Consider the following 25,054-nt stretch of genomic DNA (forward strand, 5'->3'; position numbering starts at 1 on the left):
ACCACCGTCGCCGCGGCGGCTCGCGCCCCGGTCGAGCCCCGCTCCAGCCCCGCGGGGCGGGCGTCGAGCCCGCCTCGACCGGGGCTCTTGGACGCGCTTGAAGACTGGGCGCAATCAACAGCCGCGTGAAGGAGTCCGAGGAGATGGAGTCGACCGGCATCAGCGCCGAGTTGTACGCAGAGGTTCTTCAGTACTACGCGCGCCAGATGCAGGCGCTGGACGCGGGCAAGGTGGAGGAGTACGCCGCCACCTTCACCGAGGACGCGGTGTTCGGCCACACGCCCGGCCGGGAGCCGGCGCGCACCAGGGCCGGCATCCTGTCCGACCTTTACCAGGTGCGCGAGCGGTTCACCGCCGATCCGCAGCAGCGGCGCCACATGTTCACGATGGTCGACGTGGAGCGGCTCGGCGACGGCAGGCTCCGCAGTACCTGCTACGCGCTGGTGCTGACCACCCGGCCGGGCAACGGTCCGGAGCTGGTCCGCAGTTGCGTGGTGCGCGACGTCCTGGTGCGCGAGGGCGGGCGGCTGCACAACCAGGAGCGGCTCGTCGACCACGACGGTTTCTGAGAGAGGTGGTTGTGATGAGCCGACGAGTGGTCATCACCGGCATCGGCGTGCGCGCCCCGGGCAGCCGGGGCACCAAGGAGTTCTGGGACCTGCTCACCGCGGGACGTACCGCGACCCGCAGGATCAGTTTCTTCGACCCGTCGTCGTACCGGTCGCAGATCGCCGGCGAGGCGGACTTCGAGCCGGTGTGGGAGGGGCTGAGCCAGCGGGAGATCCGGCGCATGGACCGGGCCACCCAGTTCGCCGTGGTCTGCGCCCAGGAGGCCGTGCGGGACAGCGGTCTGGACTTCGCGGGCATCGACCCGGCACGGATCGGGGTCACCCTGGGCAGCGCGGTGGCCGCGGCGACCAGCCTGGAGCGCGAGTACCTGGTGCTGTCCGACTCCGGCCGCGACTGGCTGGTGGACAGCGAGGAGTGGCTGTCACCGCACATGTTCGACTACCTGGCGCCGAGCGTGATGCCGGCCGAGGTGGCGTGGAAGGTCGGCGCGGAGGGTCCGGTGTCGCTGGTCTCCAACGGCTGCACCTCCGGCCTGGACGCGGTCGGACACGCCCTGCAGCTGATCCAGGAGGGGTCGGCCGACGTCATCGTGGCGGGCGCCACGGACACCCCGATCACGCCGATCGTGGTGGCCTGCTTCGACGCGATCAAGGCGACCACCGCCCGCAACGACGAGCCGGAGACCGCCTCCCGCCCGTTCGACCGTTCCCGCACCGGCTTCGTGCTCGCCGAGGGCGCCGCGATGTTCGTCCTGGAGACCCTGGAGTCGGCGCGCCGCCGGGGCGCCCCGGTCTACGCCGAGGTCAGCGGCTACGGCACCCGCTGCAACGCGTACCACATGACCGGCCTCAAGCCGGACGGCCGGGAGATGGCCGAGGCGATCCGGGTCGCCCTGGACCAGGCGCGCGTCGCCCCGACCGACGTGGACTACATCAACGCCCACGGCTCCGGCACCAAGCAGAACGACCGGCACGAGACCGCCGCGGTCAAGCGTGCCCTCGGCGACCACGCGTACCGCACGCCGGTCAGCTCGATCAAGTCGATGGTGGGCCACTCGCTGGGTGCCATCGGCTCGGTGGAGATCGCCGCCTGCGCGCTCGCCATCAAGAACGGCGTGGTGCCGCCGACCGCCAACCTGCACGAGGCCGACCCCGAGTGCGACCTCGACTATGTGCCGCTGACCGCGCGCGAACTGGACGTGCGGACCGTGCTCACGGTCGGCAGCGGCTTCGGCGGCTTCCAGACCGCGATGGTGCTGCGGCGCCCGACCGGGGAGAAGGAATGACCAGGACCGTAGTCACCGGGATCGGCGCGCTCGCCGCCAACGGGCTGGGCACCCAGGACTTCTGGGCCGCCACCCGGGAGGGCCGCCACGGCCTCGGCGAGCTCACCCGGTTCGACGTGGCGAAGTACCCGGCCAAGCTGGCCGGCGAGATCCGCGGCTTCGACGTGGCCGACCACCTGCCGGACCGGCTGCTCCCGCAGACCGACGTCTCCACCCGGTACGCGCTGGTCGCGGCCGGCTGGGCCCTGGAGGACGCCAAGGTCGACCCGGCCAGCCTGGTCGACTACGACATGGGCGTGGTCACCGCCAACGCCCTCGGCGGCTTCGAGTTCACCCACCGGGAGTTCCACAAACTGTGGACCCGGGGCCCGCAGACGGTCAGCGTCTACGAGTCCTTCGCCTGGTTCTACGCGGTGAACACCGGGCAGATCTCCATCCGGCACGGCATGCGCGGCCCCTCCAGCGCCCTGGTCACCGAGCAGGCCGGCGGCCTGGACGCGATCGGCCACGCCCGGCGGACCGTGCGCCGCGGCACTCCGCTGGTGGTCGCGGGCGGCGTCGACTCCGCGCTGGACCCCTGGGGGTGGGCTGCGCAGATCGCCGGCGACCGGCTCTCCACCCGAACCGACCCGGGCCGCGCCTACCTGCCCTTCGACCGGGACGCCGACGGCTACGTCCCCGGCGAGGGCGGCGCGCTGCTGGTGCTGGAGGACGCCGAGGCGGCGCTGCGCCGCGGCGCCCCGGACATCCTCGGCGAGATCGCCGGCTACGCCAGCGGCTTCGACCCCGTGCCCGGCTCCGGCCGTCCTCCGGCGCTGCGCCGCACCGTGGAGGCGGCGCTCGCCGACGCCGGGGTGACGGCCGGTCAGGTCGACCTGGTCCTCACCGACGCGGTCGGTGTGCCCGACCTGGACCGGGCGGAGGCGGCCGCACTGCGCGAGGTGTTCGGGCCGGGCGCGGTGCCGGTGACCGCCCCGAAGGCGGGGTCCGGCCGCACCTACGCGGGCGGCGGCTCGCTGGACACCGCCGTCGCGTTGCTGGCGATCCGCGACGGACTGATCCCGCCCACCCCCGGCACCCGCGAGGTGCCCGCCGAGTACGGCATCGACCTCGTCCGCGACCGGGCCCGGGAGGCGACCGTGCGCACCGTGCTGGTGGTCGCCCGCGGCCTGCGGGGCTTCAACTCGGCCGTCGTCGTCCGCGCCTGGGACGCCGACGCCGCCAACGACCTTTCCTGAGGAGACAGTTGTGAACATCACCGTGGACGAGATCCGCCGTGTCATCGTCGCCAGCGCCGGCGCCTCCGAATCCGGGGTCGCCGACGCCGACTTCGCCGACACCTCCTTCGACGCGCTCGGCTACGAGTCGCTGGCCCTGATGGAGACCGCCACCGCGATCGAGAGCGAGTTCGGCGTGCTGATACCGGACGAGCTGCTCTTCGAGGCCCGCACGCCTCGTGAGCTGGCCGAGCTGGTCCGCTCCGCGAAGGAGGCCACGGCCGCATGAGCCCCCTCACCCGAGAGACGGAGCACAGCAGGGAGGTGCGCGCTCCCGCCGACCGGCTGTACGCGTTGGTCGCGGACGTCAGCCGCTGGCCGGTGCTGCTGGGGCCGTGCGTCCGGGCCGGGCGGATCGAGCAGGACGGCGCCGACGAGCGGATCGAGCTGTGGGCGCGGACCAACGGCACGATGGCGACCTGGACCTCCCGCCGCTCCCTGGACCCCCGGGCCCTGCGGATCTCCTTCCGGCAGGAGCGGTCCACCGCGCCGGTCGCCGCGATGTCCGGCGAGTGGTCCTTCCGCCCGGCCGGCGACGGCCGTACCCGGATCGTGCTGACCCACGCCTTCACCGCCGTGGACGACGACCCCCGGGCGCTGGACTGGATCGCCCGGGCCGTGGACCGCAACAGCGTCGAGGAGCTGACCGCGCTCGGCGACTTCGCCGAACGCCCTTATCCCCTGGACCAGTTGGTCTTCTCGTTCCACGACCGGGTGGCGGCGCCCGGCGCGGACCCGGCCGACGTGTACGACTTCGTCAACCGCTGCGACCTGTGGCCCGAGCGGCTGCCGCACGTCGGCCGGGTCGACCTCACCGAGGACCCGCCGGGCGTGCAGGTGATGGAGATGGACACCCTCACCTCCGACGGCCGCAGCCACACCACCGCCTCGATCCGGCTGTGCGTGCCCGGCGAGCGGATCTCCTACAAGCAGACCGTGCTGCCCGCCCTGCTGTCCGGGCACAGCGGTCTGTGGGAGTTCGAGAAGTCGGGCGGCGACACCGTGATCGTCTCGCACCACACCGTGGCGGTCGACCCGGCCGCGGTGCCGCTCGCGCTCGGCGCGGGCACCACCTTCGAGCAGGCGTGCGCACACGTCCGCGACACACTCGGCGCCAACAGCCGGGCCACCATGGAGGCGGCGTGCGCATACGCGGCATCGGTGGTGCGGCGCCCATGAACCCCACGCGGAAACTGGCCGGCCTCGCCCTCTCGCCGGGCACCGACGCCGACCGGGTGTGCATGGTCGCGGGCGAACTCTCGCTGACCCGGCGTCAGGTCCGCAACGAGGTGGCCCGGGCCCAGGCCGAGCTCCTGGAACGCGGCCTGGGCCCGGGCCGGCGGGTGCTGGCGCTGCTCGACCACGGGCCGGAGGCGGTGTTCTTCCTCGCCGCGGCCAGCTCGCTCGGTCTGCACCTGCTGATGCCCTACGGACTGCAGGCGGCGGCGCTGTCCGAGTGGCTGGCCGTCGCGGACGCCGCCGGGCCCGACGCGGTGGTGCACTTCAAACGGGACCGGACCGGCCTGGACGTGCTGCGCGAGCGCTGCGCCGGCGTGGTGGAGCTGCCGTTCCCGGCCGGCGAGGCGCCCGAGGCGGAGCTGGAGATACGCCACCCCGAGCCGGTGGAGCACTTCCTGGTGCTGTTCACCAGCGGCACCACCGGCAAGCCGAAGGCGATCAGCATCGGCGAGGCGCACATCTGTGCCCGGATCGGCTGGGTCACCCGCACCATGGGCTACGGCCCGACCGCCCGGATCTTCATGACCGGTCTGATGAACAACACCACCGGTGTCATCAACTCCTTCGGTGCGCTGCTGCACGACGGCACCGTGGTCTTCCCGGAGACCCCGGACCCCCGCCAGTGGCCGGCCCAGGTGGCCCGCCACCGGGCGACGCACCTGGCGCTGCGCCCGGTGGCGCTCAAGCAGTTCGTGTCCGCGGCGGGCGCGGGCAGGGACGATCTGTCCTGCCTGCGGGTGGTCTCCTACGGTGGGGCCGCCGTTCCCCGGACGGTGCTCGAACAGGGCCGCGAGCTGGTGCGCTGCGACTGGATCCAGGGCTACGGACTGACCGAGACCTACGGCCCGTTCTGCTTCCTGGCCGAGCAGGGGCACGCCGAGGCGCGCCACCTCAAGCACGTCTACTGCATCGGCAGGCCCGACGACTCCCTGGAGGTGCGGCTGGAGCCGGTGGCCGGCCACCCGGACGGCGTCGGCGAGATCCTGGTCCGCGGCCAATCGGTGATGGAGGGGTACGTGGACGTCGCCACCGGTGTGGTCGAACCGGTCGGCGCGTGGCTGCGCACGGGTGACCTCGCCGAGTGGAGCCCTGACGGCGACCTGGTGCTCAAGGGCCGGCTGGCCGGGGTGCTGCTCAGCGAGAACGGTCACCGCATCTACCCCGAGGAGGTCGAGGCGGTGCTGGCCGGCACCCCGGGAGCGGACGAGGTGGTGCTGGCGGGCCTGCCGAACCCGGACGGCCCGCACGAGCTGCCGGTCGCCTGCCTGTGCGGTCCGATCGGCCTGCACGGCGCCGAGGAGCTGCGCGCACTGGTCACCGCCGAACTGCGCGGCTCGCTGGCACCGGAGAAGTGGCCGGACCGGATCTGGGCGACCCCCGAGCCGTTCGCCCGCAGCGCCAACGGCAAGATCATGCGCGGCGAGGTGGCCGCCGGCGTCGACCCGGCCCGGGTCGTGCTGCTGAAGGGCGGCTCCGATGCGTGAGACCACGGAGCGGCTGCGGGTGCCCGAGCACGTGTACCGGGCGCTCGGCTACCTCTTCCCGCGGCTGATGTTCCTGAACGCGCGCTATGCCCCGCAGGTGCACTGGGGCGACATCGCGGCGGCCCTGGACGGCTTCCCGGCCGACGACCTGGACCTCGCCTCCGCGGGGTTCTGGAACCTCTGGCGCGAGCGCTGGACCGCGCGGGCCGAGGAGTACACCGCCCTCGCCGAGGAGTCCGGTACGACGGCCGGGCGCGGCCGCGCTCTGCGTGGCGCCGCCGCGGCCTACCACTGGGCGGAGTTCCAGTACTTCGACGACCGGGCCGTCAAGCAGCGGTTGCGGCAGCGCATCCGGGACTGCTTCCTGGGCAGTCTCGCGGGCACCGACCTCGACGTCACCGAGGGGGCGCTGCCCGGCACCGGCGCGGGCTACTGGGTGCTGCGCACCGGGGCGATGCGGGCGTCGGGCGAGCCGCTGCCCGCGGTGGTGGTCTCCAACGGCCTGGACTCGGCCACCGAGGTCGAGGTGGTGGCGCTGGCCGAGGCCTACCTGGAGCGCGGTATCGCCGCCGTGCTCTTCGAGGGACCGGGCCAGGGGTCGCGGCTGGGCCGGACCCCGGTGCTGGTCGAGATGGAGCGGGTGGTCGCCGAACTGCTGGAGAGGCTGCGCACCGAACCGGGGATCGCCGCCGACCGGCTGGCCTTCGCCGGGATCAGCTTCGGCGGCTATCTGGCGCTGCGGGTGGCCCGGGAACTCGGCGAGCACTTCCGGTGCGTCGTCAATTTCGGCGGCGGGCCCGCGCTCGCCAAGTTCGACGGTCTGCCACGGCGGCTGAAGGACAACTTCCGGTTCGCCTTCGGCGCGGGGCCGGCTGCCGACCTGCAGCCGCGCTTCGACGAGCTCGCGATCGAGCCCGGCCCGGCACCGGCCACCGAGGTGCTGAGTGTGTCCGGCGCGCTGGACGACATCTTCCCGGTCGGGGGCCTGTACGACCTCGACCGGGCGTGGTCGGGCCGGCACACGCTCGAGGTGCACCCCAGGGAGGCGCACACCAGCCTGAACCTGATCAACTCATACACCCTGCGCACCGCCGACCTGGTCACGGACCGGCTGGCCGGCCGCGCCTGACCACGGCGAGGGGCCTGCCCGGCGAACGGCCGGGCGGGCCCTTCGTGTCCCGCCGGGCACCACCGGGCCCGGGAACCGCCTTCGTCAGCGGCCCTCGGTCAGGGCCGGACCGGACGCGAGCAGTCCGGGGTGCAGGTCGTGGTCGAGTCCGGCGTGCACGAAGACCCGCTTGAGCAGGGCGACGAAGGTCTGCGCCTCGTCCGGCTCCAGCCCGCCGAGCAGCCGGTCCTCGAAGCCGCTGACCAGCGCCTCGGCCTCGGCGTGCAGGCTGCGGCCGGCCGGGAGCAGGTGGACGGCGTGGGCACGGCGGTCGGTGGGGTGGCGGCGGCGCTCCACGAGTCCGCGCCGTTCCAGCTCGTCGACCAGGCCGACCATCACGTTGCGGTGCACGTTCAGCGGTCCGGCGAGCTGGTGCTGGCTGCGGCCGTCCTCCTCGGTCAGCAGGTTGAGCAGGCCGAACTGGCGGGGGTGGATACCCAGCGGTGCGAGCACGTCGACGAGCTGCTCCTGCACGTGGGCGCTGAGGTGGGTCATCACGCAGGCGGGGTGGTCGAACAGCAGTTGAGTACTCACGGCGTCATGATACCCCCACTGAATTATCACCTTGAGGGATAGTCACTCGAAGTGCATACTGGCTCCGTGACTCAAGACATCTCCGCAACCACGCCCGGCGCCCCGCCGCAGGAATCCCCGGGTGGCGCCGCACCCGACCCGAAGCGCCGGCTGGCCTTCGCGGTCGTCCTGATCGCAGGATTCATGGACCTCGTCGACACGACGGTCGTCAACGTCACCGTCCCGAGCATCCAGCGCGACCTGCACGCCGACTACGCGCAGATCGAGTGGGTGATCGCGGCGTACGTGCTCTCCTTCGCCGCGCTGCTGATCCTCAGCGGGCGGCTCGGCGACATCTTCGGACGCAAGCGCGTCTTCCTGATCGGCATGGGCGGCTTCACCGTCGCCTCACTGCTGTGCGGCGTCGCGGTCAACCCCGAGATGCTGATCGTCTCCCGGTTCGTCCAGGGCGCCGCGGCCGGCCTGATGGTCACCCAGATCCTGGCGATCCTGCACGTGGTCTTCCCGCCCGGGGAGCGCGGCAAGGCGGTCGCCGTCTTCGGCGCGGTCACCGGCTCCTCCGCGGTCTTCGGCCTCGCCCTCGGCGGCCTGCTCGTGCAGTGGAACCTCTTCGGCTGGGAGTGGCGCCCGATCTTCCTGGTGAACGTCCCGGTCGGGATCGCCGCGCTGATCGCCGGCGCTCTGGTGATCAGCGAGTCCCGCGCCCCTCAGCGCCCCAAACTCGACCTGCTCGGCATGCCCCTGGCGCTCGCCGCCGTGGTGCTGCTGGTCTACCCGCTCACCGAGGGCCGCCGCCTGGGCTGGCCCGCCTGGACCTACGGCATGCTCGCCGGCGCCCTGGTACTGCTCGCGGTCTTCCTCGCCTACGAGCGGCGCCGCTTCGCCAAGGTCGGCTCCGCGCTGGTCGAGTTCGGTGTGTTCCGCTCCCGGTCGTTCTCGGTCGGGATGGCGGTGTGGTTCCTGTTCTGGATCGCGGTGGGCGGGTTCTTCTTCGTCTGGACGCTCTTCCTGCAGCAGGGCCTCGGCTGGACGCCGATGCACGCCGGCCTGACCGCCGCCACCTTCGCCATCGGTGTCGGCATCGGCGCCGGCAACGCCCCCGACAAGCTGGTCCCCAAGTTCGGCCGCAACGTGCTGGTGGCCGGCGGCATCGTCAACGCGATCGGCTTCATCGCCTTCGCCGTCCTGGTCGCCCACTACGGCCACAGCCTGGCGTCCTGGCAGATCATCCCGGTGCACATCGTCTCCGGCATCGGCTTCGGCCTGATCGTCGCGCCGACCCTGGATCTGCTCCTCGGCCAGGTTCCCGGCGAGCAGGCGGGCAACGCCTCCGGCCTGCTGAACACCGTCCAGCAGCTCGGCATGGCCCTCGGTGTCGCCCTGACGGGCGTGATCTTCTTCGCCCAGGTCGGCAACGCCGCCGGGCACGCCACCGACGAGGCCACCCCCGTACTGAAGTCCGCGCTCGGCGGTGCCGGTGTCACCTCCCAGGACCGGCTCCTCGACGACTTCCGCAGCTGTGTGCGGCAGCGCGCGGACTCGGTCGACCCGAGCAGGGTGCCGGCCGACTGCCTCAGGAGCGACCCGAAGACCGCCGCCGCGTTCGGCCGGGCCGTCGCCCGCGCCGACTCGGTCAGCTACTCGTCGGGCTTCCGAACCGTCCTGCTGCTGGACGCCGGCATCCTGGTGATCGCCGCCGCCGGCTTCCTGACCCTGCCCAAGCACTCGCGGCCCGCCGACGCGACCGCCGTGAGCACCGAACCCACCGAGGTGACGGCATGAGCAACGAGAAGAACGTCCTGGTCCTCGGCCGCGAGCGGCACCTGGTCGACGCCTCCACCGACATCATCGAGGCCAACGGCTTCACCGCGGTCGGCGTGACCCGTGACGCGGAGGCCCTCTCCCTGCTGGACACCGGCCGGTTCATCGCCGTTCTGGTCGGCAGCGGCGTCGAGTGGGAGTCCCGGCCGCCGGTGCGCCGGCACGCGGCCCCGCACGGCACCGTGGTCCTCGAAGCGCAGCGCGTCCCCATGCAGACCGTCCAGGACCACGTCCGCGACGTGATCGTCCCGCGGTTGCTGCAGATCGCCTGACCACCGTCGCACCAGCCCCCGGATCCGGCCTCTCCCCCACCGGATCCGGGGCCGCCGCGAGGCCGGGGGTCAGCGACGGTGGACGCTGACGGCGTACCCGCCGCCGTCATAGGGGTCGGCGTCCCAGGTGGCGAAGCGGTCGACGAGGGTGAGGCCGGCCGCGGCACAGTGGTCGTCGTACTCGGGCAGGGTGATACCGGGCGGCACGGGCAGATGGGCCTCGTCCAGGCCGAATCCGGCGACCAGCAGGCCGCCGGGGCGCAGGGCCGCGGCCAGGCGTCGGGTCACCGCGGCCTCGGTGCCGGCGGCGAGCAACGGGAAGATGTTGCCCGCGGCGACCACGAGGTCGAAGTCGGCCGCGATGCCGAGCCCGCGGGGCTCGAACTCCGTCAGATCCGCCTGGAACCAGGGCAGGTCCGGCGCCTGTTCCCGCGCCACCGCCAGCATCGACGCGTCCAGGTCCACTCCGACGCAGTCGTGGCCGAGCTCCGCGAGCCGGATCATGACCCGTCCGGTGCCGCACCCGGCGTCCAGCACACGCGCTCCGGCGGGCACCAGCGCCGTGCAGAACCGCGCCTCGCCGTGCACGTCCTTGCCGGTCCGGGCCACGGCGGCGAACCGTGCGGCGTACTCCCGTCCGGACGTCCCACCGGTCAGTTCGTGCCAGCGACTCATGCGACGAACTATAGGGCGGCGGCGTGCCGGGTGCGGTCGGCCCTCAGGCGCCGAAGACCTGGAACTCCGAGACCTGCCCGGCCGGCCAGCCGTTGTTGGCGGTGAAGGTGAGCCGCACGTAGCGGGTGGTGACCGTGGCGGGGAGGGTGAGGGCCGCGATGTTCCCGGTCGCCGGGTCGAAGGTGTAGCCCGCCGGGGCGAGCAGCTGCGTGAAGGTGCCGCCGTCCGTGCTGCCCTGGACGGAGATGGTCTGGGTACGGGTGGCCCAGGCGGCCGCCGGGGGCAGATCGAGGACGATCCGCCTGACGCCGGTGCCGGCGCCCAGATCGACCTGGACCCACTGCGGGAAGGCGTTGTTGGCGGACTCCCAGTAGGTGCCGGGGTCGCCGTCGGTCGCGTTGGACGACCCGTAGACCTGGGTGTGGCTGCTCTCCGACGTCGGGCGGTGCAGGGCGAGGTCGGTGGTGCCGGACGGGGGGTCGGTGGTGACGGTGACCTGGTTGGAGGGCTGCGAGACGTTTCCCGCCGCGTCGTGGGCGACGACGTCGAAGCTGTACGCGGTGGACGCGGCGAGTCCGGTGACGGTGAACGAGACGGCGCCGGTGGTGCCGACCTGGGTGCTGGTCGAGCCGGACACCTGCAGGATCCGGTAGCCGGTCACGCCCACGTTGTCGGTGGTCGCGTTCCAGGCCAGTGAGACGGAGTTGGCGGTGTGCCCGGTGACGGTCAGGCCGCCCGGCGCGGCCGGCGCCGTGGTGTCGCCGGTGGGGAGGACCGGCTGGGTGGGCCGGGTGGCGGTCAGCGCGATCTGGCCCTTGAGCATGCGGCCGCCGTCGCCGGTCAGGCGCAGGTAGTAGTCGGCGGAGCAGGCGGTGCCGTCCTCGTCGAGGGCGAGGTAGCCGGAGTCGGCGGGCACCCAGGCCTGGGTCTCGGCGGTCTTGGCGATCTGGTTGCCCTCGTTGTACTCGTCGAACATCGAGATGTAGATGCCCTGCACCCCGGCCCGCACCATGTTGTAGAACTGCCGCCACATGAAGTCGCCGTGCGCGCGCTGGCGGGCGGAGACGTCACCGGGCAGTACGCAGGGCTGGAAGTCGATGCCGTTGGCGTTGCAGTCGGCCTGGTCGGGGACCGTGTACGTGGTGTAGGCGTTGTCGGCCTCGGTGATGTTCCCGATGGCACCGACCATCCACGGCGAGAGCATGTCGAAGGCGTGGTAGACGCCCAGGAAGCCGGACCGGGAGCCGCCGGTACCCGTCCGCCATTCGCGCGGGACGCCGCCGATGACGTAACAGCCCTGTCCCTTGAACCAGTTGACGACGTCGAGGCAGGCGTCGGCGGTGAAGGGGTGGTTGGGGTCGTTGAAGCCGAAGCCCCAGACGCACACGACCGGCTTGCCGTTCTGCCTCGCGTAGGCCGCACTCGCGGTGTGGGCGGACATCTTGTTCGTCCAGTCCGTCTTGATCTCGGACTGCATGTTCGTCCAGTTGGAGACGTCGTACATGAGGTAGAACTTCCGCCCGTACGCCTCGGCGGCGCCGCGCACCCTGGTCGCCATGGCGTCACGGGTGGGGCCCTCGCCACCGGTGGGGTTGAAGCGCTGCAGGGCGGCGGCGTCGATGCCGTTCTGCTGCATCCACAGGAAGTGGGTGTTCACCGTCTGCTGGTCGTACGAGGAGAACAGCCTGGCGGGCTGCCCGTTGCCGAGGGCCGCGTACGACGTCTGGTACGTGCTGGTGTAGTCCCGCACGTCGGGCCAGCACTTGACGGTGGTGTTGGCCGGGGACGGCGACCGGCCCCAGTCCTGGCTCCAGTGCCACCAGCCGTCGATGGGCGCGCCGTCGCCGGTGCAGGCGAACCAGCCCTGGTAGCCGACGGTGATCCTGCCGACCACGTCGCCCGGCGCGCTCGCCGCCGACGCGGCCGGGGCGAGCACGGTCCCGGTGGTGCCCACGGTTCCCACCGCGCCGGCCGCGACCGCGGCCCGTAAGAAGACTCTGCGTGTGACACCCATCTGGATTCCTCCGGTCGCAGTGGTCGAGTGGCCGAATGATCGAATGATCGATTGGCCGGGTGGCCGGGTGGCCTTCCGTGGTCGGTGCCGCCGGGCGCGGGCGCGCCCGGCGGCACCGGCGGGGTGGATCAGGTGTTCCAGACCTGGAACTCGGAGAGCTGGCCGGCCGGCCAGCTGTTGTTCGCCGTGATGTTCACCCGGAAGTACCGCTGGGTGGTCGCGGTGAACGTGATGGTGACCGTGTTGCCGGTGGCGGGGTCGAAGGTGTAGCCGGCCGACGACTTGACGGTGCTGAAGGAGGAGCCGTCGGTGCTGCCCGACAGGGACAGCGTCTGGTTGCGGGCGCCCCAGGTCGCGGGGAGCTGGAGGACGACGCGGCTCGCGCTCTGCGCGGAACCGAGGTCGACCTGCACCCACTGCGGGAAGGCGTTGTTGGCGCTCTCCCAGTAGGTGCCCTGGTTGCCGTCCGTCACGTTCGACGACGGGTATACGTCGGTGTGGCTGGACTCGGTGGTGGCCGCGCCGGCCGCCAGGTTCCTGCTGACCGTGCCGGCGCCGGTGCCGGTGAGCGCGACGGTGGTCGTGCCGTTCGACGCGTTGCTGGCGATGCCGAGATCGCCGGTGCGGGTGCCGGACGCGGTGGGTGTGAAGGTGACGGCCACCGTGCAGGAGGCCCCCGCCGCGATCGACGTCCCGCAGGTGTTGGTCTGTGCGAAGTCACCGGTGACGGTGATGCCGGAGACGGTGGCCGCGGCGGTTCCGGTGTTGGTCACCGTGACCGTCTGCGCGCTGCTGGCGGTGTTGAGCGCCTGGGTGGGATACGTCAGTGACGTCGGGTTGGCGGACAGGGTCGCCGGCGAGGAGCCGCCGGTGCTGGGGAAGACCTCGAAGTCCGACAACTGGGCGGCGTTCCAACCGGTGTTGGCGGTGATGTTCACCCGCACGTATCTCGCGGTGGCGGCGCTGAACGTGATGGTCACCGTGTTGCCGTTGGCGTTCGGGTCGAACGTGTAGCCGGCCGACGCCTTGAGCGTGGAGAAGCTGGAGCCGTCCGTGGACCCCTGCACCGACAGCGTCTGGGTGCGCGCCGACCACGCCGTCGCCGGCGGGAGCTTGAGCACGACCTTGCCGACGCTGTAGTTCTGGCCGAGGTCGACCTGGGCCCACTGCGGGAACGAGCCGTTCGTGCCCTCCCAGTACGTCGACGCGTCCGGGTCGGTGAGGTTCGAGGCGACGTAGGGGCTGTTGCTCGAACTCGCCGTCGCCGGGCGCCCGGCGGCGATGTCGGTGGTGCTGTCGATGCCGCTGCCGGTCAGGGCGACGACGGTGGGGCTGTTGTTGGCGTTGCTGGTGACGGTCAGGTTGCCGGTGCGCGACCCGCCGGTGGTGGGCTTGAAGCCGACGGTCACCGTGCAGGAGGCGCCGACCGCGAGGGTGGAGCAGGTGTTGGTCTGGCTGAAGTCACCGGTCGCCGAGACGCCCGAGACGGTCGCCGACGTGGTGCCCGAGTTCGTCACCTTCACCGTCTGCGTGTCGGCCGAGGAACCGACCACCGTGGCGGGGAAGCCCAGGCTCGCCGGGTCGGTGGTCAGGACCGGGCCGGGCGCGGTGCCGGTGCCGGAGAGGGTGACCGTGTTGGTGACCCCGCCCGCGTTGACGGTCAGCGAGCCGCTACGGGTGCCGGTGGCGGTCGGCGCGAACTTCACACTGACGGTGCACGAGCCGTTCGCCGCGATCGACGAGCCACAGGTGTTGGTCTGGGAGTAGTCGCCGCTGGTGGAGACCGAGGAGACGGACGCCGCGCTGTTGGTCGGGTTGGAGACCGTCACGGTCTGCGCGTCGCTGGTCGAACCGGTCGGGACCGAACCGAAGTTGAGCGCGCCGGGGGTGGCCGTCACGCCCTCCGACGGATAGGGCGGGAAGACCGGGGCCGGCCACCCTCCGCAGTACGGGGTGCCGCTGATACCGGAGTTGCCGCCGCCGTCGGTGACGACGAAGTTGCCGCCCGAGCAGTTGTACACCGGCGAGGAGTAACCGACACCGGTGGCCGTCACGTTGGTGAACTTCGCCGCGCCGCCGGTCTGTTCCTGCAGGGCGAAGGTTCCGGTGCCGGCGATGGTCACGTTGTTGAGGTTGACGCCGCTGATGGTGCCCTCGACCCACTGGACCGCCTCGTACGGGCTCTGCTGGATCAGCGCGTTGGTCACGTTGATCGGGCCGGTGATCGCGCCCTGGCTGCCGTCGAACCACAGGGCGCCCACGCCGAACTGCCAGTTCGGGTCGAGGCTGCCGTCCCGGACCATGGTGTTGTCGGAGATGGTGGTGGTGCCGACCGGCGTGGACGTGAAGCGCTGCCCCACGTGGATACCGCCGCCCTGGGCGATGCCGGAGTCCACCACCCGGTTGCCGCTGACGGTGTTGTCGTGGCCGCCGTAGATCGCGATGCCGTTGGCGAGGATCTGCAGGGAGACGGTGTTGTTGGAGATGGTGTCGTTGGCGTCGGCGCCGATGCCGGAGTCCGCCCAGGTGGCGATGCCGTCGTCACCGGTGTTGCGGATGTCGCTGTCGGTGACCTTCGAGTTGGTGACGCCGCCGTGGAAGTTGATGCCGTCGGCGGTGGTGTCGCGGATGCGCATGCCGCTGAACGTCAGCCCGTCCATCGGCCCGTCCATCCAGGCGCCGACCTTCATGTGGTCGATCCACAGGCTGGACACGGTCGAGTTGCTCATCGCGCCGCCGATGCCGTTGACCTGGGCGCTGTCGTTGCGCTCCTGCACGTTGCCGAAGATCGCGAAGTTCTGCAGGTGCACGCCGGTGCTGGGCGAGGGCGCGGAGTTGCCGTAGAAGCCGGGTGCCGTGCCGGTGACGGTCGAGTACCACATGCCGGCGCCGGCGATCGTGACGTTGTTGACGCTGATGTGGCCCGGGATGTTGAAGGTGCCCGGCGGGATCCACACGGTGCCGCCGGGGCCCGCCGCGCTGATCGCGGCGTTGAACGCGCTGGTCGCGTCGGCCGCGCCGGTCGGGTCGGCGCCCTTGCTGGTCACCGACACCGACCCCGAGGGGGCGCTCAGGGCGGCGCCGACCTGCTCGAAGTCGGCGAAGTCGATCGTGTACGAGGAGGCGGTGTCGCCGGAGTCGACCTGCAGCTTGAAGGTCGTACCCGCCGGATATGTGGTGGAGAACAGGCGGTGGGCCTCGTCGTAGAAGTGGTGCGGGTTGCTGCCCGGCGTGTTGGTGAAGGGGTAGCTGCCGTAGTACCAGCTGTAGGCGTTGGTCAGGGTGAAGTCGGGCTGCTTGACTCCGTTGACGTACAGGGAGAGCGCGGCGGTGTAGACCGAGCCGCCCGAGGTGTCGGGGATGCTGTAGCGGAAGTTGATCGAGTTGGTCGCCACCGGCGTGGTGAACGTGACGTACTGGCCGGTGCCCTGGAGGGTGGTCGCCTTGCGGTAGGACGCCTCGTCGGCCAGCTGGCCCTGGGTGTAACTCGGGCCGATGGTGGTGCCGTTGGTGGCGGAGTTCTCCGCCTGCACCTCGACGTACGGCAGGCTCGCGCCGCTGCCGCCGGTGGCGGCGGCCGCCGCCGCGGCCGGCTGGACGGCCAGCGCGAAGACGCCGGCGACCGCCAGCATCGCGGTGCTGACCGCCCAGACGAGCGCTCGTCTCAGATCTCGGATGGAATGGATCACTTACCACTCCTTTCATCACGGGACGCCCGGGCTGTTCCGCTGACAGCGCCCGGGGCGGTAGGGGAGATGGAGGAAGGTGATGACGCACGGGGGACCGTAATGTCGCCGACATCGGCGCGCAATAACTAGACAGAGCATTGCAACAATAAAAATTTGGCATGCAAGATCTAATGTGGGGTCACGGGACGGGTGGCCACGGCGAAGGTGGCGAGGTCGGCGCCGCCGCCGAGGGCCAGGGTCCGGGCGCGGGCGCCCCCGCCGACGGACAGGTGGCGACGGTGGCGACGCGGGTGGCGACGTCGGTGGCGATGCCGAACAGAGGGCCGACGGCGGCGTGCCGTCGAGGCCCCCGACGCGCCGGTGGACCGTGCCGTACCGCAGGCCGGCGCCCGCGATGACGCCGCCCTCCACCCGCAGCCCGGTGACACCCTTCGCGCAAGAGGCGCTCCACGGGATCCACAGGCCCCGACCCGATCCCGACGAAGCAAAGCATGAAACACGCAAGTTCTTGCAATTTTTTTGCCGATATACGCAAATAATCGATTGTGGAGGCCTCGGCTCCGCCTCTCCTCGGATGCGGCGCATGCCACCCCGTACGGCGGGAACAGCCTGTCCGGCCGACGCTGTTGCACCCGCCGAGGGACCGGCATCGCGCGGGTGGGGACGGCACCGACCAGAGGTCCTCCGACCCGGCGTGATCCGGCACCCTCTCGTCCGCGGTGCACCCGGTGATCTGCTATTCAGGGACGCCCGCGCAGGTACCCGCCGCGGACTCGGACCGAGGCCTTGCCACACAGGAGGACTGTTTTCATGAACGACCGGCCCTTGACGCTCATGGCGGTACACGCCCACCCCGACGACGAGGCCACCGGAACCGGAGGGGTCCTCGCGCGGTACGCGGCGGAGGGCGTACGCACGGTCCTCGTGACGTGTACCGACGGCGGCTGCGGTGACGGACCGGGAGGCGTCAAGCCGGGCGAGCCCGGGCACGATCCGGCCGCCGTCGCCGCGATGCGCCGCCAGGAGCTGGAGGCGAGCTGCGAGATCCTGAAGATCAGCCACCTGGAGACGCTGGACTACGCCGACTCCGGAATGATGGGCTGGCCGGCCAACGACGCCCCCGGCTCCTTCTGGCGGACGCCCGTGGCGGAGGGCGCCGCCCGGCTCGCGGAACTCATGCGGCGCTACCGGCCCGACGTGGTCGTCACCTACGACGAGAACGGCTTCTACGGCCACCCCGACCACATCCAGGCCAACCGCATCACGATGGCGGCGCTGGCGATGACCGAACCGACCCCGAAGGTGTACTGGACGACGGCGCCGCGCTCGATGATGCAGCGGTTCGGAGAGGCCATGCGCGAGTTCGGTGAGGACGTGCCGGAGCCGGATCCCGCGGAGGCCGCCGCGATCGCGGAGATCGGGCTGCCCGACGACGAGATCAGCACCTGGGTGGACACCACCGCGTTCGGTGGCCAGAAGTTCGACGCGCTGGCCGCGCACGCCAGCCAGGGCGAGAACATCTTCTTCCTCAGGATGGGCCGGGAGCGGTTCACCGAGCTGATGGGCGTGGAGACCTTCGTCCGCGTCCAGGACACCACCGGCGCGGCCGTACCCGAGAACGACCTCTTCGCCGGACTGCGCTGACCAGCCCGCCGGCACGGCCGTGACGGCGCCGAAAGTGCAGGTCAGCGAATCGGAAGGGGTGATAACCCCCCGGGATTTCGGAGGAAGTCCCCCTGCGGATCCGGTGGCTGGCCCGCTGTCGGCGCGGTCAGGCCGTGCCCAGACTCGGCGGCATGACGTTCTCCATCGACGCTCCCGTCGCGGCCGCGACGACCACCGACCCGGCGCGGACCTCCGGTCCCGGCAGCGACTTCGCCAGGCTCTCCCGGCGCATCGCCGAGGCGGGCCTGCTGGACCGGCGCCCGGGCTACTACGCCGTACGGCTCGGCCTGGTGATCACGGCCCTGCTGGGTGGCACGGCGGCCTTCCTCGCGCTCGGCGACACCTGGTGGCAGCTGGCCGTCGCCGCCGCCATGGCCCTCGTCTTCGGCCAAGTTGCCCTTGTGGCACATGATCTGGCGCACCGTCAGGTCTTCCGCCGACGCCGCCCGAGCGAGACCTGGGGCCGGCTCTTCGGCAACCTCGCCATCGGCATGAGCTACGGGTGGTGGATGAACAAGCACACCCGTCACCACGCCAACCCCAACCACGAGGAACTCGACCCCGACGTCGCGCCGGACATCCTGGTGTGGTCCACCGAGCAGGCGCGCGGCAGCAGCGGCCTGGCCCGGCTGGTCGGCGGCCACCAGGCGTTCCTGTTCTTCCCGCTGCTGACACTGGAGGGTTTCAACCTGCACGTGTCGAGCGTGCGGGCGCTGCGCTCGCCGACCATGAGGAACCGGGTGGCGGAGGGCACGCTGCTCCTGCTGCACTTCGCCGCCTACCTGTCCGCGCTGTTCCTGGTCCTCTCCCCCGGCAGGGCCGTGGCGTTCATCGCCGTGCACCAGTGCCTCTTCGGCGTCTACCTCGGCTGCACCTTCGCCCCGAACCACAAGGGCATGCCCACCTTCACCGGCGACCAGCGGCCCGACTTCCTGCGCCGCCAGGTACTCACCTCCCGCAACGTGCGGGGCGGCCGGTGCACGGACGTGCTGCTCGGCGGCCTCAACTACCAGATCGAACACCACCTGTTCCCGAGCATGCCCACCCCGCATCTGCGCCACGCCCAGGTGATCGTGCGCGAGTACTGCGCGGAGATCGGTGTGCCATACCACGAGACCGGGCTGCTGCGGTCCTACCGCGAGGCCCTCACCCACCTGCACCGGGTGGGAGAACCCATCAGGCGCGGGTGCGGGGCGTCCTGACGCCGAGGCGGACGCGGCGGATGTGGCGGACATGGCGAACGCAGCGGATGTGGCAGACATGGCGAACGTGGCGCAGGCACCCGGTATCACGTGCGGCGGTGCCCGGCCTCACCTCGGGTGCCGCCGCTCAGCCGAGGGTGTCCAGCAGGGCGGTGACGTAGGCGTCCAGCCTCCCCTCCACCGTCCGCGTCGTCAGTTCCGTCCGGCCCGCCTCCTGCCACGGCCGCGCCACCGTCCGCACCTCGGTGGAGAACGCCAGCGCGTCCAGCAGCCGCCAGTACAGCCGTTCGGTCGCGGTCCTGGCCGGCACCCCGCCGGCCTCCTCGTACGCCTCGGCGAACCGCAGACCCCACGCCGGGCCGTGCAGCATCGCGAGATTGGTGGAGCAGTGCGCCACATCGAGGTCGGCCGGCCCCCAGGAGGTCTCCACCCAGTCGACGACCCCGGTGATCCGGGGACCGGCCGGGCCCGGCGGCGCCGTGTCGAACAGCACGTTGCCGGGGTGGAAGTCGCGGTGCAGGAACCGCCCTTCGTAGGGAGGCGCCGGCTTGCGGATCACGTCGGCCGCCGCGGCCCACGCCACTCGGTCGGCGCCGTCCGGCGGGACGACGGCATCGGCGGTCGTCCACGCCGTGTACCGTCGGGGTCGCTCGGCGGGGCGCACCGCGTGGATCGCCACCAGCTGACGGGCCAGCAGGGGAACGCGCGCCTCCAGTCCCCGGTCTTCGAGGACCGTCCGGCCCGGCAGATGCGTCATCAGGAGTGACGGGTACTCGCAGTGCGCGGCGGATGGATCGACCGCGACCGGTCCGGGAGCCGGCACACCTGTCCCGGCGAGCAGGGCGAGGACGCCGGCCTCGCGGTTCAGCAGATCCCCGGCCTGCTCCGCGAAGTAGGGGTCGGCAAAGGTCCGCAGCACCAGGTGGCGGGTGGCCCCGTCCCGGGTGCCGACGGTCAGCCGCCGCATCTCGGCGGTGATACCGCCGTGCAGTGCCTCGACCGCGACGACCCGTTCACCGGCCGCCAGCTGCCGGCCCACCCAGGCCAGTGCCGACGGCCCCAGGGCCGCTGCCTCGTCGTCGTGGGACACCGTGCCACCCCATCATCCGCCCGGCGGCCCGCGCAACGGCTTTCCCCGCGGAGGCGACGGCGCGGGGCGGGGACTCAGGCGGCGGGCGCCGGGGTCACCGGGCGCTGCTCGGGGGCCGCAGGGCGGCGGCGCCTGCCCGCATCATCGCGGACACCGGTGACCTCGCCCATTGCACGAGGTCCCGCGGCAGGCCGGTGTCGAGCTCGATGGTCACCCGCACGTAGCGGGTGTGCAGCCGGTTGACCTTGACGGGACGCGGTACGACCGCCTCCGGTCCGCGCTGCAGGGCGGCCCGGTAGGTGTCCTTGCGCTGGTTCATGCCTTGTCCTGTCGTTTGACGAGTTCGTTCGCGAGGTCCATGTACGCCGAGCCCTTGGCCTCCACCGGGCTTCCGAACGACTGCGCGTACAGGTCGAGGCGCGGAATGTGGGTGGACAGCACGTCGAAACCCCGCTCGGTGAGGGCTTCACGGGCGTCGGCGTCGGGACCCGTGCGCGTGGCGTCGGCGCGGTTGGTCCGGTTGAGCAGCACGGCGGCGTGGGCCGGTTGGACGCGCAGCGACTGTACGTCGCCCATCTCGCCGCCGATGGGCGCCATGCGGTCCAGCTCGATGGGGGCCGGAGTGACCGGCACGATCCATTCGCCCGCGTATCTCATGATGCTGCGGGCGATGTGCGCGTGGTCCTCCATCTGCGGAGCGTCGAACACGACGGCCTGCCGCTCGCCCAGGAAGTCGTTCACGCGCCGGTGCACGTCGCCCACCGGCAGGGCGACCACGGGAAACGGGAAACCACCGGCCAGTTCGCTCCACCGCAGCGCGGAGGAGGCGGGGTCGCTGTCGACCAGCAGCGGTGGGATGCCCGACTCGTGAAGCGCGTGGGCCAGCCAGACCGCGCTGGTCGTCTTGCCCACCCCGGGCTTCAGGTTCACAAAGGCATAACTCAGCGGCACACCGGACAACGTAGGGCCGCTAGCGCCCGCCGACCGCCGAGTCGGCCCACAGCATGCCGTCGTTCACCCTGCGGCACCGGCGAATCATCCGTCTGGGCCAGTCCCCCCGGGGACGAGCCCGACGACGCCACCGCCGCCGCGCACGCCGTCACGGGGCGCCGTCCCCCGTCTCGACCACTCCTGAACCACCGCCGAACCTCGGCCTGCCCTGGGGCCCCGGCGGGCTGACGGTGACCTGAAACAGGGGGGTGTGACGGAGGCCGAGGAGGCGTGATGCGACCAGCGACGAGATCTGTCACGGATCCGCCGGGACCCATGGTTCGACCCGGCCCGGTTCGTGCCGGGGAGCGGTCGGCGCGGGGGTGGCTGCACGCGCGTCCCACTGCCGTACCTCGTGCCGGGAGGCGTCATCCCGTGTCACCCGGTGATGTTCATCGAGGCGGGCGGCGAGGTGGTCTGGGACCGGGCCACGGGCGTGAACCGCGTCGACGTGTCGAGCGTCGGTGATCTCTCGCTTCCCCAGCCGAATCCAGCCGGATCTCCCTGACCTGCGGTCATGCCTCGAAGGCCTGGCCGTCCGATCGGCCGGCAGTACCTCGGCGACGCTCTCGCGACGCGTGTAATTCGCCACAAGTCCTGTCTTCAGGGCGCATGAATCCATAAAAGTAGTCCTTTACAGCTGGTTGCACTCGGCGGGCAACCAGCTCCAGGGATTCACCGACCGGCGTCACGGGAGAAGCGTTTGATCACGGCACGTAAGCGAACCACCGGGCTGACGGCCACGGCCGGCGTACTGGGCGGTGTCCTCGCGCTCACGGTCCTCGGCGGCACCAGCAACGCTGCCACCAGCGGGAACGACACCGGGAGCCACCCGAAACCGCCGGCGCGGGCGCAGCCGAGCGAGGCGGGCGCCCAGGACGTTTCCGACGCCCGAATAAGGATCACGCCCGGACAGGGCGCCTACCGCGTCGGAGTCGACGGCCCCGTCGACGTCACCGTCAGCAACGGGAAGCTCACCAAGGTGACCATGACAGCCACCGCGACCGGCGCCGAGGTTCCCGGCACCCTGTCCGCGGACGGCACGTCCTGGAAGCCGAACGGCCCGCTGGAACGGGCCACCAGATACCAGATCGCCGCGGAGGCCCAGGACGCGCAAAACCGCTCCGCCACCGCGAACGCCACGATCACCACGGTCTCCCCGGCCAACGACTTCGTCGGGCACCTCTTCCCCGAGGACGGCTCGACCGTCGGCGTGGGCATGCCGGTGTCGGTCAGCTTCGGCAAGGCGGTCGGCGACCGGGCCGCCGTGCAGTCGGAGATCCGGGTCAGCTCCAGCAGCGGGCAGCGGGTCGTCGGCCACTGGCTCAACGACACCCGGCTGGACTTCCGCCCCGAGAGCTACTGGAAGCCCGGCTCCACCGTCACCGTCGACCTCACCCGGAACGGCATCCGGAAGACGGTCACCTTCCACGTCGGCCGGAGCCAGATCAGCACCGTGGACGCCAGGACCAAGCAGATGACCGTCGTCCGGGACGGCAAGACGATCAAGACCGTCCCGATCTCGTCCGGCAGCTCGGAGCACCCGACGCACAACGGCACGATGGTCATCTCCGAGAAGTTCACGCAGACCCACATGAACGGTGCGACCGTCGGCCTGACGAAGGACGGCAAGCCCGCGTACGACATCGACGACGTCCCGCACGCCATGCGCCTGACCGCCTCGGGTACGTTCATCCACGGCAACTACTGGGCTGCCGACTCGATCTTCGGCAAGGCCAACACGAGCCACGGCTGCGTGGGGCTCAACGACGTCAAGGGCGGCGGCGACGGCAAGCAGCCCGCCGCGTGGTTCTTCGCCAACTCGATGATCGGTGACGTCGTGGTCGTCAAGAACTCCGCGGACAAGACCGCGCTGGCCCCCGACAACGGGTTCAGCGACTGGAACATGCCGTGGGCCGAGTGGGTCTCGGGCAGCGCGGCCGGCTGACAGATCCCCCGGCGCGCATCGGGGGTGCAGACACCCGTTCGGGCGCGGCCGTCCGAGCCCGGACGCCGACGACGCACGGCGCCTCGTCACTCACCCGGAAAGAGCAATCACGGTCCGTTAACCCCTTGTCCCCACTGGCCCGTCCCCCGTTCGGAGTTGCGTCCGCACGGGGGACATGAGGCCGTGGGAGTCGTGTCCTGCCGGATCTCACCCTCAGGAGGAGACATGGGCACGAGGAACAACGGCCGGCCGGCCGACAAGCTGAGCGTCGTCTTCACCGTCCGAGTGATCGAGGGCGGCGAGCAGGGATTCCTGGACGTGTACGACCAGCTCCGCAAGTCCGTAGCCCGGACCCCCGGCCACATCGTCGAGAGGCTGGGAGCGCCCGTGGACGACTCCCGGCAGTGGGTCATCACCAGCGAGTGGCAGACGGCCGAGCACTTCTTCGCCTGGCAGCAGAGCGCGGAGCACCGCGCGCTGGTGGCCCCGCTGCGCCAGTGGGTCGACTCCACGCAGTCGCTGCGGTTCCGGGTCGTGAAGGAGACGACGGGGGTGACGTCATGACGCGCACCGCCGACGGCCCCGTCGCCGTACTCGGGCTCGGCACGATGGGCTCCGGCCTGGCCGCCCGCCTCCTCGACCGGGGAATGCGGGTCCGGGTGTGGAACCGTACCCCGGAGCGGGCCGAGCCGCTCGCCGAGGCAGGCGCCTTCGTCGCCCGGCACCCCGCCGACGCCGTCGCGGGCACGAGTGCCGCCGTCTGCGTCGTCGCCGACGGCGAGGCCCTCGGCTCCGTGCTGCACGGACCCGACGGCATCCTGTCCCAGGGCTCCTACCCGGGTGTCCTCGTCTGCGCCAGCACCGTCTCCCCCGAAGAGGTCGTCCAGATCGCCGGGGACATCCCGTCGGTCGTGGACGTGGGCATGCTCGGCAACCGCGACCATGCCCGTGACGGCGAGCTCCGGCTCTTCGTCGGCGGCGAGGAGCGCGCGTTCAGCGCCTGCCGCCCGCTGCTGGAGGCGCTGGGCAAGGAGGTCGTCCATCTGGGCGCACTCGGTTCCGGCATGCGGATGAAACTGTGCCTGAACCTCCTGATGGGCATCGAGGTGCAGGCCCTGGCCGAGGTCAGCGAACTGGCGACCGCCTGCGGCCTCGACCGTCAGGCGGTCCTCAAGACCATCGCGGGCAGCGGTTTCGCCTCTCCGGTCATGGCGTTCAAGTCGAGGCGCCTGGGTTCCGGCCGCTTCGAGGAGCCGGACTTCCGGCTGCGGCTGATGGCGAAAGACCTCATGCTCGCTACCAAACAGGCGGCCGCAGTGGGCCTGAGTCTGCCGCTGGCGACCGCCGCGGCAGAGACCCATGTCCGTGCCACCGAGCAGGGACTGGGCGACCAGGACTGTGCCGCGGTCACCCGCGCACTCACACCGAAACCGGGCAGCGACACGTGATCATCGACATCCACGGGCATCTCTCCCCGCCGGAGGCGGCCGAACGCTTCCCCATGCCGCCGAGCCTCACCGACGTCGACGGCATGCTCGCCGCTCGCGCCGAGGCCGGCATCGACCTCACCATCATCGGCAGCCCCGTCGGCGCCGGAGCGATGGCGCGGGTACCGGGCGTGGACAACTACGCGCAACCACGAGACAGGCTGCGCGGTTTCCACGCCTGGATGTCGGGGCTGATCGGCAGGTTCCCCGACCGGTTGCGCGGCTACGTGTACGCCAACCCGTTCGGCGACGACGATCACCTCGAAGGCGTGCGGGAGACCCTGGCGGACCCGGCCTTCGTCGGCCTGATCACCACGTCCAGCGTCCACGGGGAGCTGCTCGGCTCCCCGCGCGCCGACTCCTTCTTCGCGCTGGCCGCGGAGGCGGGCGTACCCGTCCTGGTACACGCCCCGGCCGAACCGGCCGGCACGGAACGGGTCGACGAGATGGGCTTCGTCGAGCAGATCGGCCGGTTCGGCGACGTCACCATGGGCATGGCCATGATCGCCTTCGCGGGGTGGCTGGACAAGTACCCGGAGCTGCGGCTGATCGGCGCGACCGGCGGCGGCGCGATGGCGCTGCTGCCGGAGCGTCTGCAGACGGCGGCGCGGGCCCCCCCCCGGGGCGGGGGGGGGGCGCCCGCC

22 protein-coding genes are annotated in these 25,054 nt (G+C 71.5%); 15 read left to right on the forward strand and 7 right to left on the reverse strand.

Features of this window, described 5'->3' with window-relative positions:
• Positions 1-125 precede the first annotated feature (125 nt).
• Genes AB0472_RS42170 through AB0472_RS42200 form a run of 7 tightly spaced genes read left to right on the forward strand, consistent with a single transcriptional unit; the run spans position 126 to position 6,984 of the window.
• Positions 126-569, forward strand: coding sequence for a nuclear transport factor 2 family protein (locus AB0472_RS42170; protein WP_366364682.1), 444 nt, complete (start codon positions 126-128; stop codon positions 567-569).
• 14 nt (positions 570-583) lie between these two features.
• Positions 584-1,855, forward strand: a complete 1,272-nt coding sequence (locus AB0472_RS42175) for a beta-ketoacyl-[acyl-carrier-protein] synthase family protein (protein WP_366364683.1) — start codon at positions 584-586, stop codon at positions 1,853-1,855.
• Complete coding sequence (locus AB0472_RS42180) at positions 1,852-3,093, forward strand: ketosynthase chain-length factor (protein ID WP_366364684.1); 1,242 nt, start codon at positions 1,852-1,854, stop codon at positions 3,091-3,093. Before AB0472_RS42175 ends, AB0472_RS42180 begins: the two co-directional genes overlap by 4 nt.
• Positions 3,094-3,103: 10 nt before the next feature.
• Entirely contained in the window at positions 3,104-3,361 is a 258-nt protein-coding gene (locus tag AB0472_RS42185; RefSeq protein ID WP_366364685.1) for an acyl carrier protein, read from the forward strand.
• Positions 3,358-4,311: an aromatase/cyclase gene (locus AB0472_RS42190; RefSeq protein ID WP_366364686.1), complete on the forward strand. Its 954-nt coding sequence runs from the start codon at positions 3,358-3,360 to the stop codon at positions 4,309-4,311. Before AB0472_RS42185 ends, AB0472_RS42190 begins: the two co-directional genes overlap by 4 nt.
• Complete coding sequence (locus AB0472_RS42195; protein WP_366364687.1) at positions 4,308-5,855, forward strand: long-chain fatty acid--CoA ligase; 1,548 nt, start codon at positions 4,308-4,310, stop codon at positions 5,853-5,855. Before AB0472_RS42190 ends, AB0472_RS42195 begins: the two co-directional genes overlap by 4 nt.
• On the forward strand, positions 5,848-6,984 hold the full coding sequence (locus AB0472_RS42200; RefSeq protein ID WP_366364688.1) for an alpha/beta hydrolase: 1,137 nt from the start codon (positions 5,848-5,850) through the stop codon (positions 6,982-6,984). The genes AB0472_RS42195 and AB0472_RS42200 overlap by 8 nt, the downstream gene beginning before the upstream one ends.
• A gap of 84 nt (positions 6,985-7,068) precedes the next feature.
• Here the strand turns inward: AB0472_RS42200 and AB0472_RS42205 are convergent, their stop codons facing one another.
• Positions 7,069-7,557 carry a MarR family transcriptional regulator gene (locus AB0472_RS42205; RefSeq protein WP_366364689.1) on the reverse strand — a complete coding sequence of 163 codons (489 nt, stop codon included), beginning with the start codon at positions 7,555-7,557 and terminating at the stop codon, positions 7,069-7,071.
• A 66-nt stretch (positions 7,558-7,623) separates the two neighbouring features.
• Between AB0472_RS42205 and AB0472_RS42210 the strand changes: the two genes are divergently transcribed.
• Positions 7,624-9,339: an MFS transporter gene (locus AB0472_RS42210; RefSeq protein ID WP_366364690.1), complete on the forward strand. Its 1,716-nt coding sequence runs from the start codon at positions 7,624-7,626 to the stop codon at positions 9,337-9,339.
• Positions 9,336-9,650, forward strand: a complete 315-nt coding sequence (locus tag AB0472_RS42215; RefSeq protein ID WP_366364691.1) for a hypothetical protein — start codon at positions 9,336-9,338, stop codon at positions 9,648-9,650. Before AB0472_RS42210 ends, AB0472_RS42215 begins: the two co-directional genes overlap by 4 nt.
• Before the next feature lie 69 nt (positions 9,651-9,719).
• On the opposite strand, the gene AB0472_RS42220 is transcribed toward AB0472_RS42215, so the two are convergent.
• From AB0472_RS42220 to AB0472_RS42230, 3 genes are all read right to left on the reverse strand, one after another.
• Positions 9,720-10,325 (reverse strand): class I SAM-dependent methyltransferase, encoded by a 606-nt coding sequence (locus AB0472_RS42220; protein WP_366364692.1) that lies wholly within the window; start codon positions 10,323-10,325, stop codon positions 9,720-9,722.
• A 43-nt stretch (positions 10,326-10,368) separates the two neighbouring features.
• Positions 10,369-12,339, reverse strand: a complete 1,971-nt coding sequence (locus tag AB0472_RS42225; RefSeq protein ID WP_366364693.1) for a discoidin domain-containing protein — start codon at positions 12,337-12,339, stop codon at positions 10,369-10,371.
• A 128-nt stretch (positions 12,340-12,467) separates the two neighbouring features.
• Positions 12,468-16,028, reverse strand: a complete 3,561-nt coding sequence (locus AB0472_RS42230) for a choice-of-anchor D domain-containing protein (protein WP_366364694.1) — start codon at positions 16,026-16,028, stop codon at positions 12,468-12,470.
• An 810-nt stretch (positions 16,029-16,838) separates the two neighbouring features.
• On the opposite strand from AB0472_RS42230, the gene AB0472_RS42235 reads away from it, so the two are divergent.
• A complete protein-coding gene (locus AB0472_RS42235; protein WP_366364695.1) occupies positions 16,839-17,672 on the forward strand; it encodes a PIG-L family deacetylase in 834 nt (277 codons plus the stop codon).
• A gap of 152 nt (positions 17,673-17,824) precedes the next feature.
• Entirely contained in the window at positions 17,825-18,895 is a 1,071-nt protein-coding gene (locus tag AB0472_RS42240; RefSeq protein WP_366364696.1) for an acyl-CoA desaturase, read from the forward strand.
• A 127-nt stretch (positions 18,896-19,022) separates the two neighbouring features.
• On the opposite strand, the gene AB0472_RS42245 is transcribed toward AB0472_RS42240, so the two are convergent.
• From AB0472_RS42245 to AB0472_RS42255, 3 genes are all read right to left on the reverse strand, one after another.
• Positions 19,023-19,985 (reverse strand): aminoglycoside phosphotransferase family protein, encoded by a 963-nt coding sequence (locus tag AB0472_RS42245; RefSeq protein ID WP_366364697.1) that lies wholly within the window; start codon positions 19,983-19,985, stop codon positions 19,023-19,025.
• 94 nt (positions 19,986-20,079) lie between these two features.
• A complete protein-coding gene (locus tag AB0472_RS42250) occupies positions 20,080-20,304 on the reverse strand; it encodes a hypothetical protein (RefSeq protein ID WP_366364698.1) in 225 nt (74 codons plus the stop codon).
• Complete coding sequence (locus AB0472_RS42255) at positions 20,301-20,936, reverse strand: ParA family protein (protein ID WP_366364699.1); 636 nt, start codon at positions 20,934-20,936, stop codon at positions 20,301-20,303. Before AB0472_RS42255 ends, AB0472_RS42250 begins: the two co-directional genes overlap by 4 nt.
• Before the next feature lie 742 nt (positions 20,937-21,678).
• Between AB0472_RS42255 and AB0472_RS42260 the strand changes: the two genes are divergently transcribed.
• The 4 genes from AB0472_RS42260 to AB0472_RS42275 form a co-directional block, all read left to right on the forward strand.
• Entirely contained in the window at positions 21,679-22,923 is a 1,245-nt protein-coding gene (locus tag AB0472_RS42260; protein ID WP_366364700.1) for an Ig-like domain-containing protein, read from the forward strand.
• Between the two features lie 225 nt (positions 22,924-23,148).
• Positions 23,149-23,487: an antibiotic biosynthesis monooxygenase family protein gene (locus AB0472_RS42265; protein WP_366364701.1), complete on the forward strand. Its 339-nt coding sequence runs from the start codon at positions 23,149-23,151 to the stop codon at positions 23,485-23,487.
• A complete protein-coding gene (locus AB0472_RS42270; RefSeq protein ID WP_366364702.1) occupies positions 23,484-24,371 on the forward strand; it encodes an NAD(P)-dependent oxidoreductase in 888 nt (295 codons plus the stop codon). The genes AB0472_RS42265 and AB0472_RS42270 overlap by 4 nt, the downstream gene beginning before the upstream one ends.
• Positions 24,368-25,054 (forward strand): amidohydrolase family protein (locus AB0472_RS42275; protein WP_366364703.1); only part of this gene is annotated, 687 nt, incomplete at its 3' end. The genes AB0472_RS42270 and AB0472_RS42275, both read left to right, overlap by 4 nt.

The sequence above is a fragment of the Streptomyces sp. NPDC086777 genome (assembly GCF_040702065.1).
Classification (GTDB): domain Bacteria; phylum Actinomycetota; class Actinomycetes; order Streptomycetales; family Streptomycetaceae; genus Streptomyces.

Excerpts from the sequence above, each read along its gene's own strand:
- AB0472_RS42175 (WP_366364683.1), top strand. The coding sequence starts at position 584 with ATGAGCCGACGAGTGGTCATCACCGGCATCGGCGTGCGCGCCCCGGGC.
- AB0472_RS42180 (WP_366364684.1), top strand. The coding sequence starts at position 1,852 with ATGACCAGGACCGTAGTCACCGGGATCGGCGCGCTCGCCGCCAACGGG.
- AB0472_RS42190 (WP_366364686.1), top strand. The coding sequence starts at position 3,358 with ATGAGCCCCCTCACCCGAGAGACGGAGCACAGCAGGGAGGTGCGCGCT.
- AB0472_RS42195 (WP_366364687.1), top strand. The coding sequence starts at position 4,308 with ATGAACCCCACGCGGAAACTGGCCGGCCTCGCCCTCTCGCCGGGCACC.
- AB0472_RS42200 (WP_366364688.1), top strand. The coding sequence starts at position 5,848 with ATGCGTGAGACCACGGAGCGGCTGCGGGTGCCCGAGCACGTGTACCGG.
- AB0472_RS42215 (WP_366364691.1), top strand. The coding sequence starts at position 9,336 with ATGAGCAACGAGAAGAACGTCCTGGTCCTCGGCCGCGAGCGGCACCTG.
- AB0472_RS42220 (WP_366364692.1), bottom strand. The coding sequence starts at position 10,325 with ATGAGTCGCTGGCACGAACTGACCGGTGGGACGTCCGGACGGGAGTAC.
- AB0472_RS42225 (WP_366364693.1), bottom strand. The coding sequence starts at position 12,339 with ATGGGTGTCACACGCAGAGTCTTCTTACGGGCCGCGGTCGCGGCCGGC.
- AB0472_RS42235 (WP_366364695.1), top strand. The coding sequence starts at position 16,839 with ATGAACGACCGGCCCTTGACGCTCATGGCGGTACACGCCCACCCCGAC.
- AB0472_RS42240 (WP_366364696.1), top strand. The coding sequence starts at position 17,825 with ATGACGTTCTCCATCGACGCTCCCGTCGCGGCCGCGACGACCACCGAC.
- AB0472_RS42250 (WP_366364698.1), bottom strand. The coding sequence starts at position 20,304 with ATGAACCAGCGCAAGGACACCTACCGGGCCGCCCTGCAGCGCGGACCG.
- AB0472_RS42265 (WP_366364701.1), top strand. The coding sequence starts at position 23,149 with ATGGGCACGAGGAACAACGGCCGGCCGGCCGACAAGCTGAGCGTCGTC.
- AB0472_RS42270 (WP_366364702.1), top strand. The coding sequence starts at position 23,484 with ATGACGCGCACCGCCGACGGCCCCGTCGCCGTACTCGGGCTCGGCACG.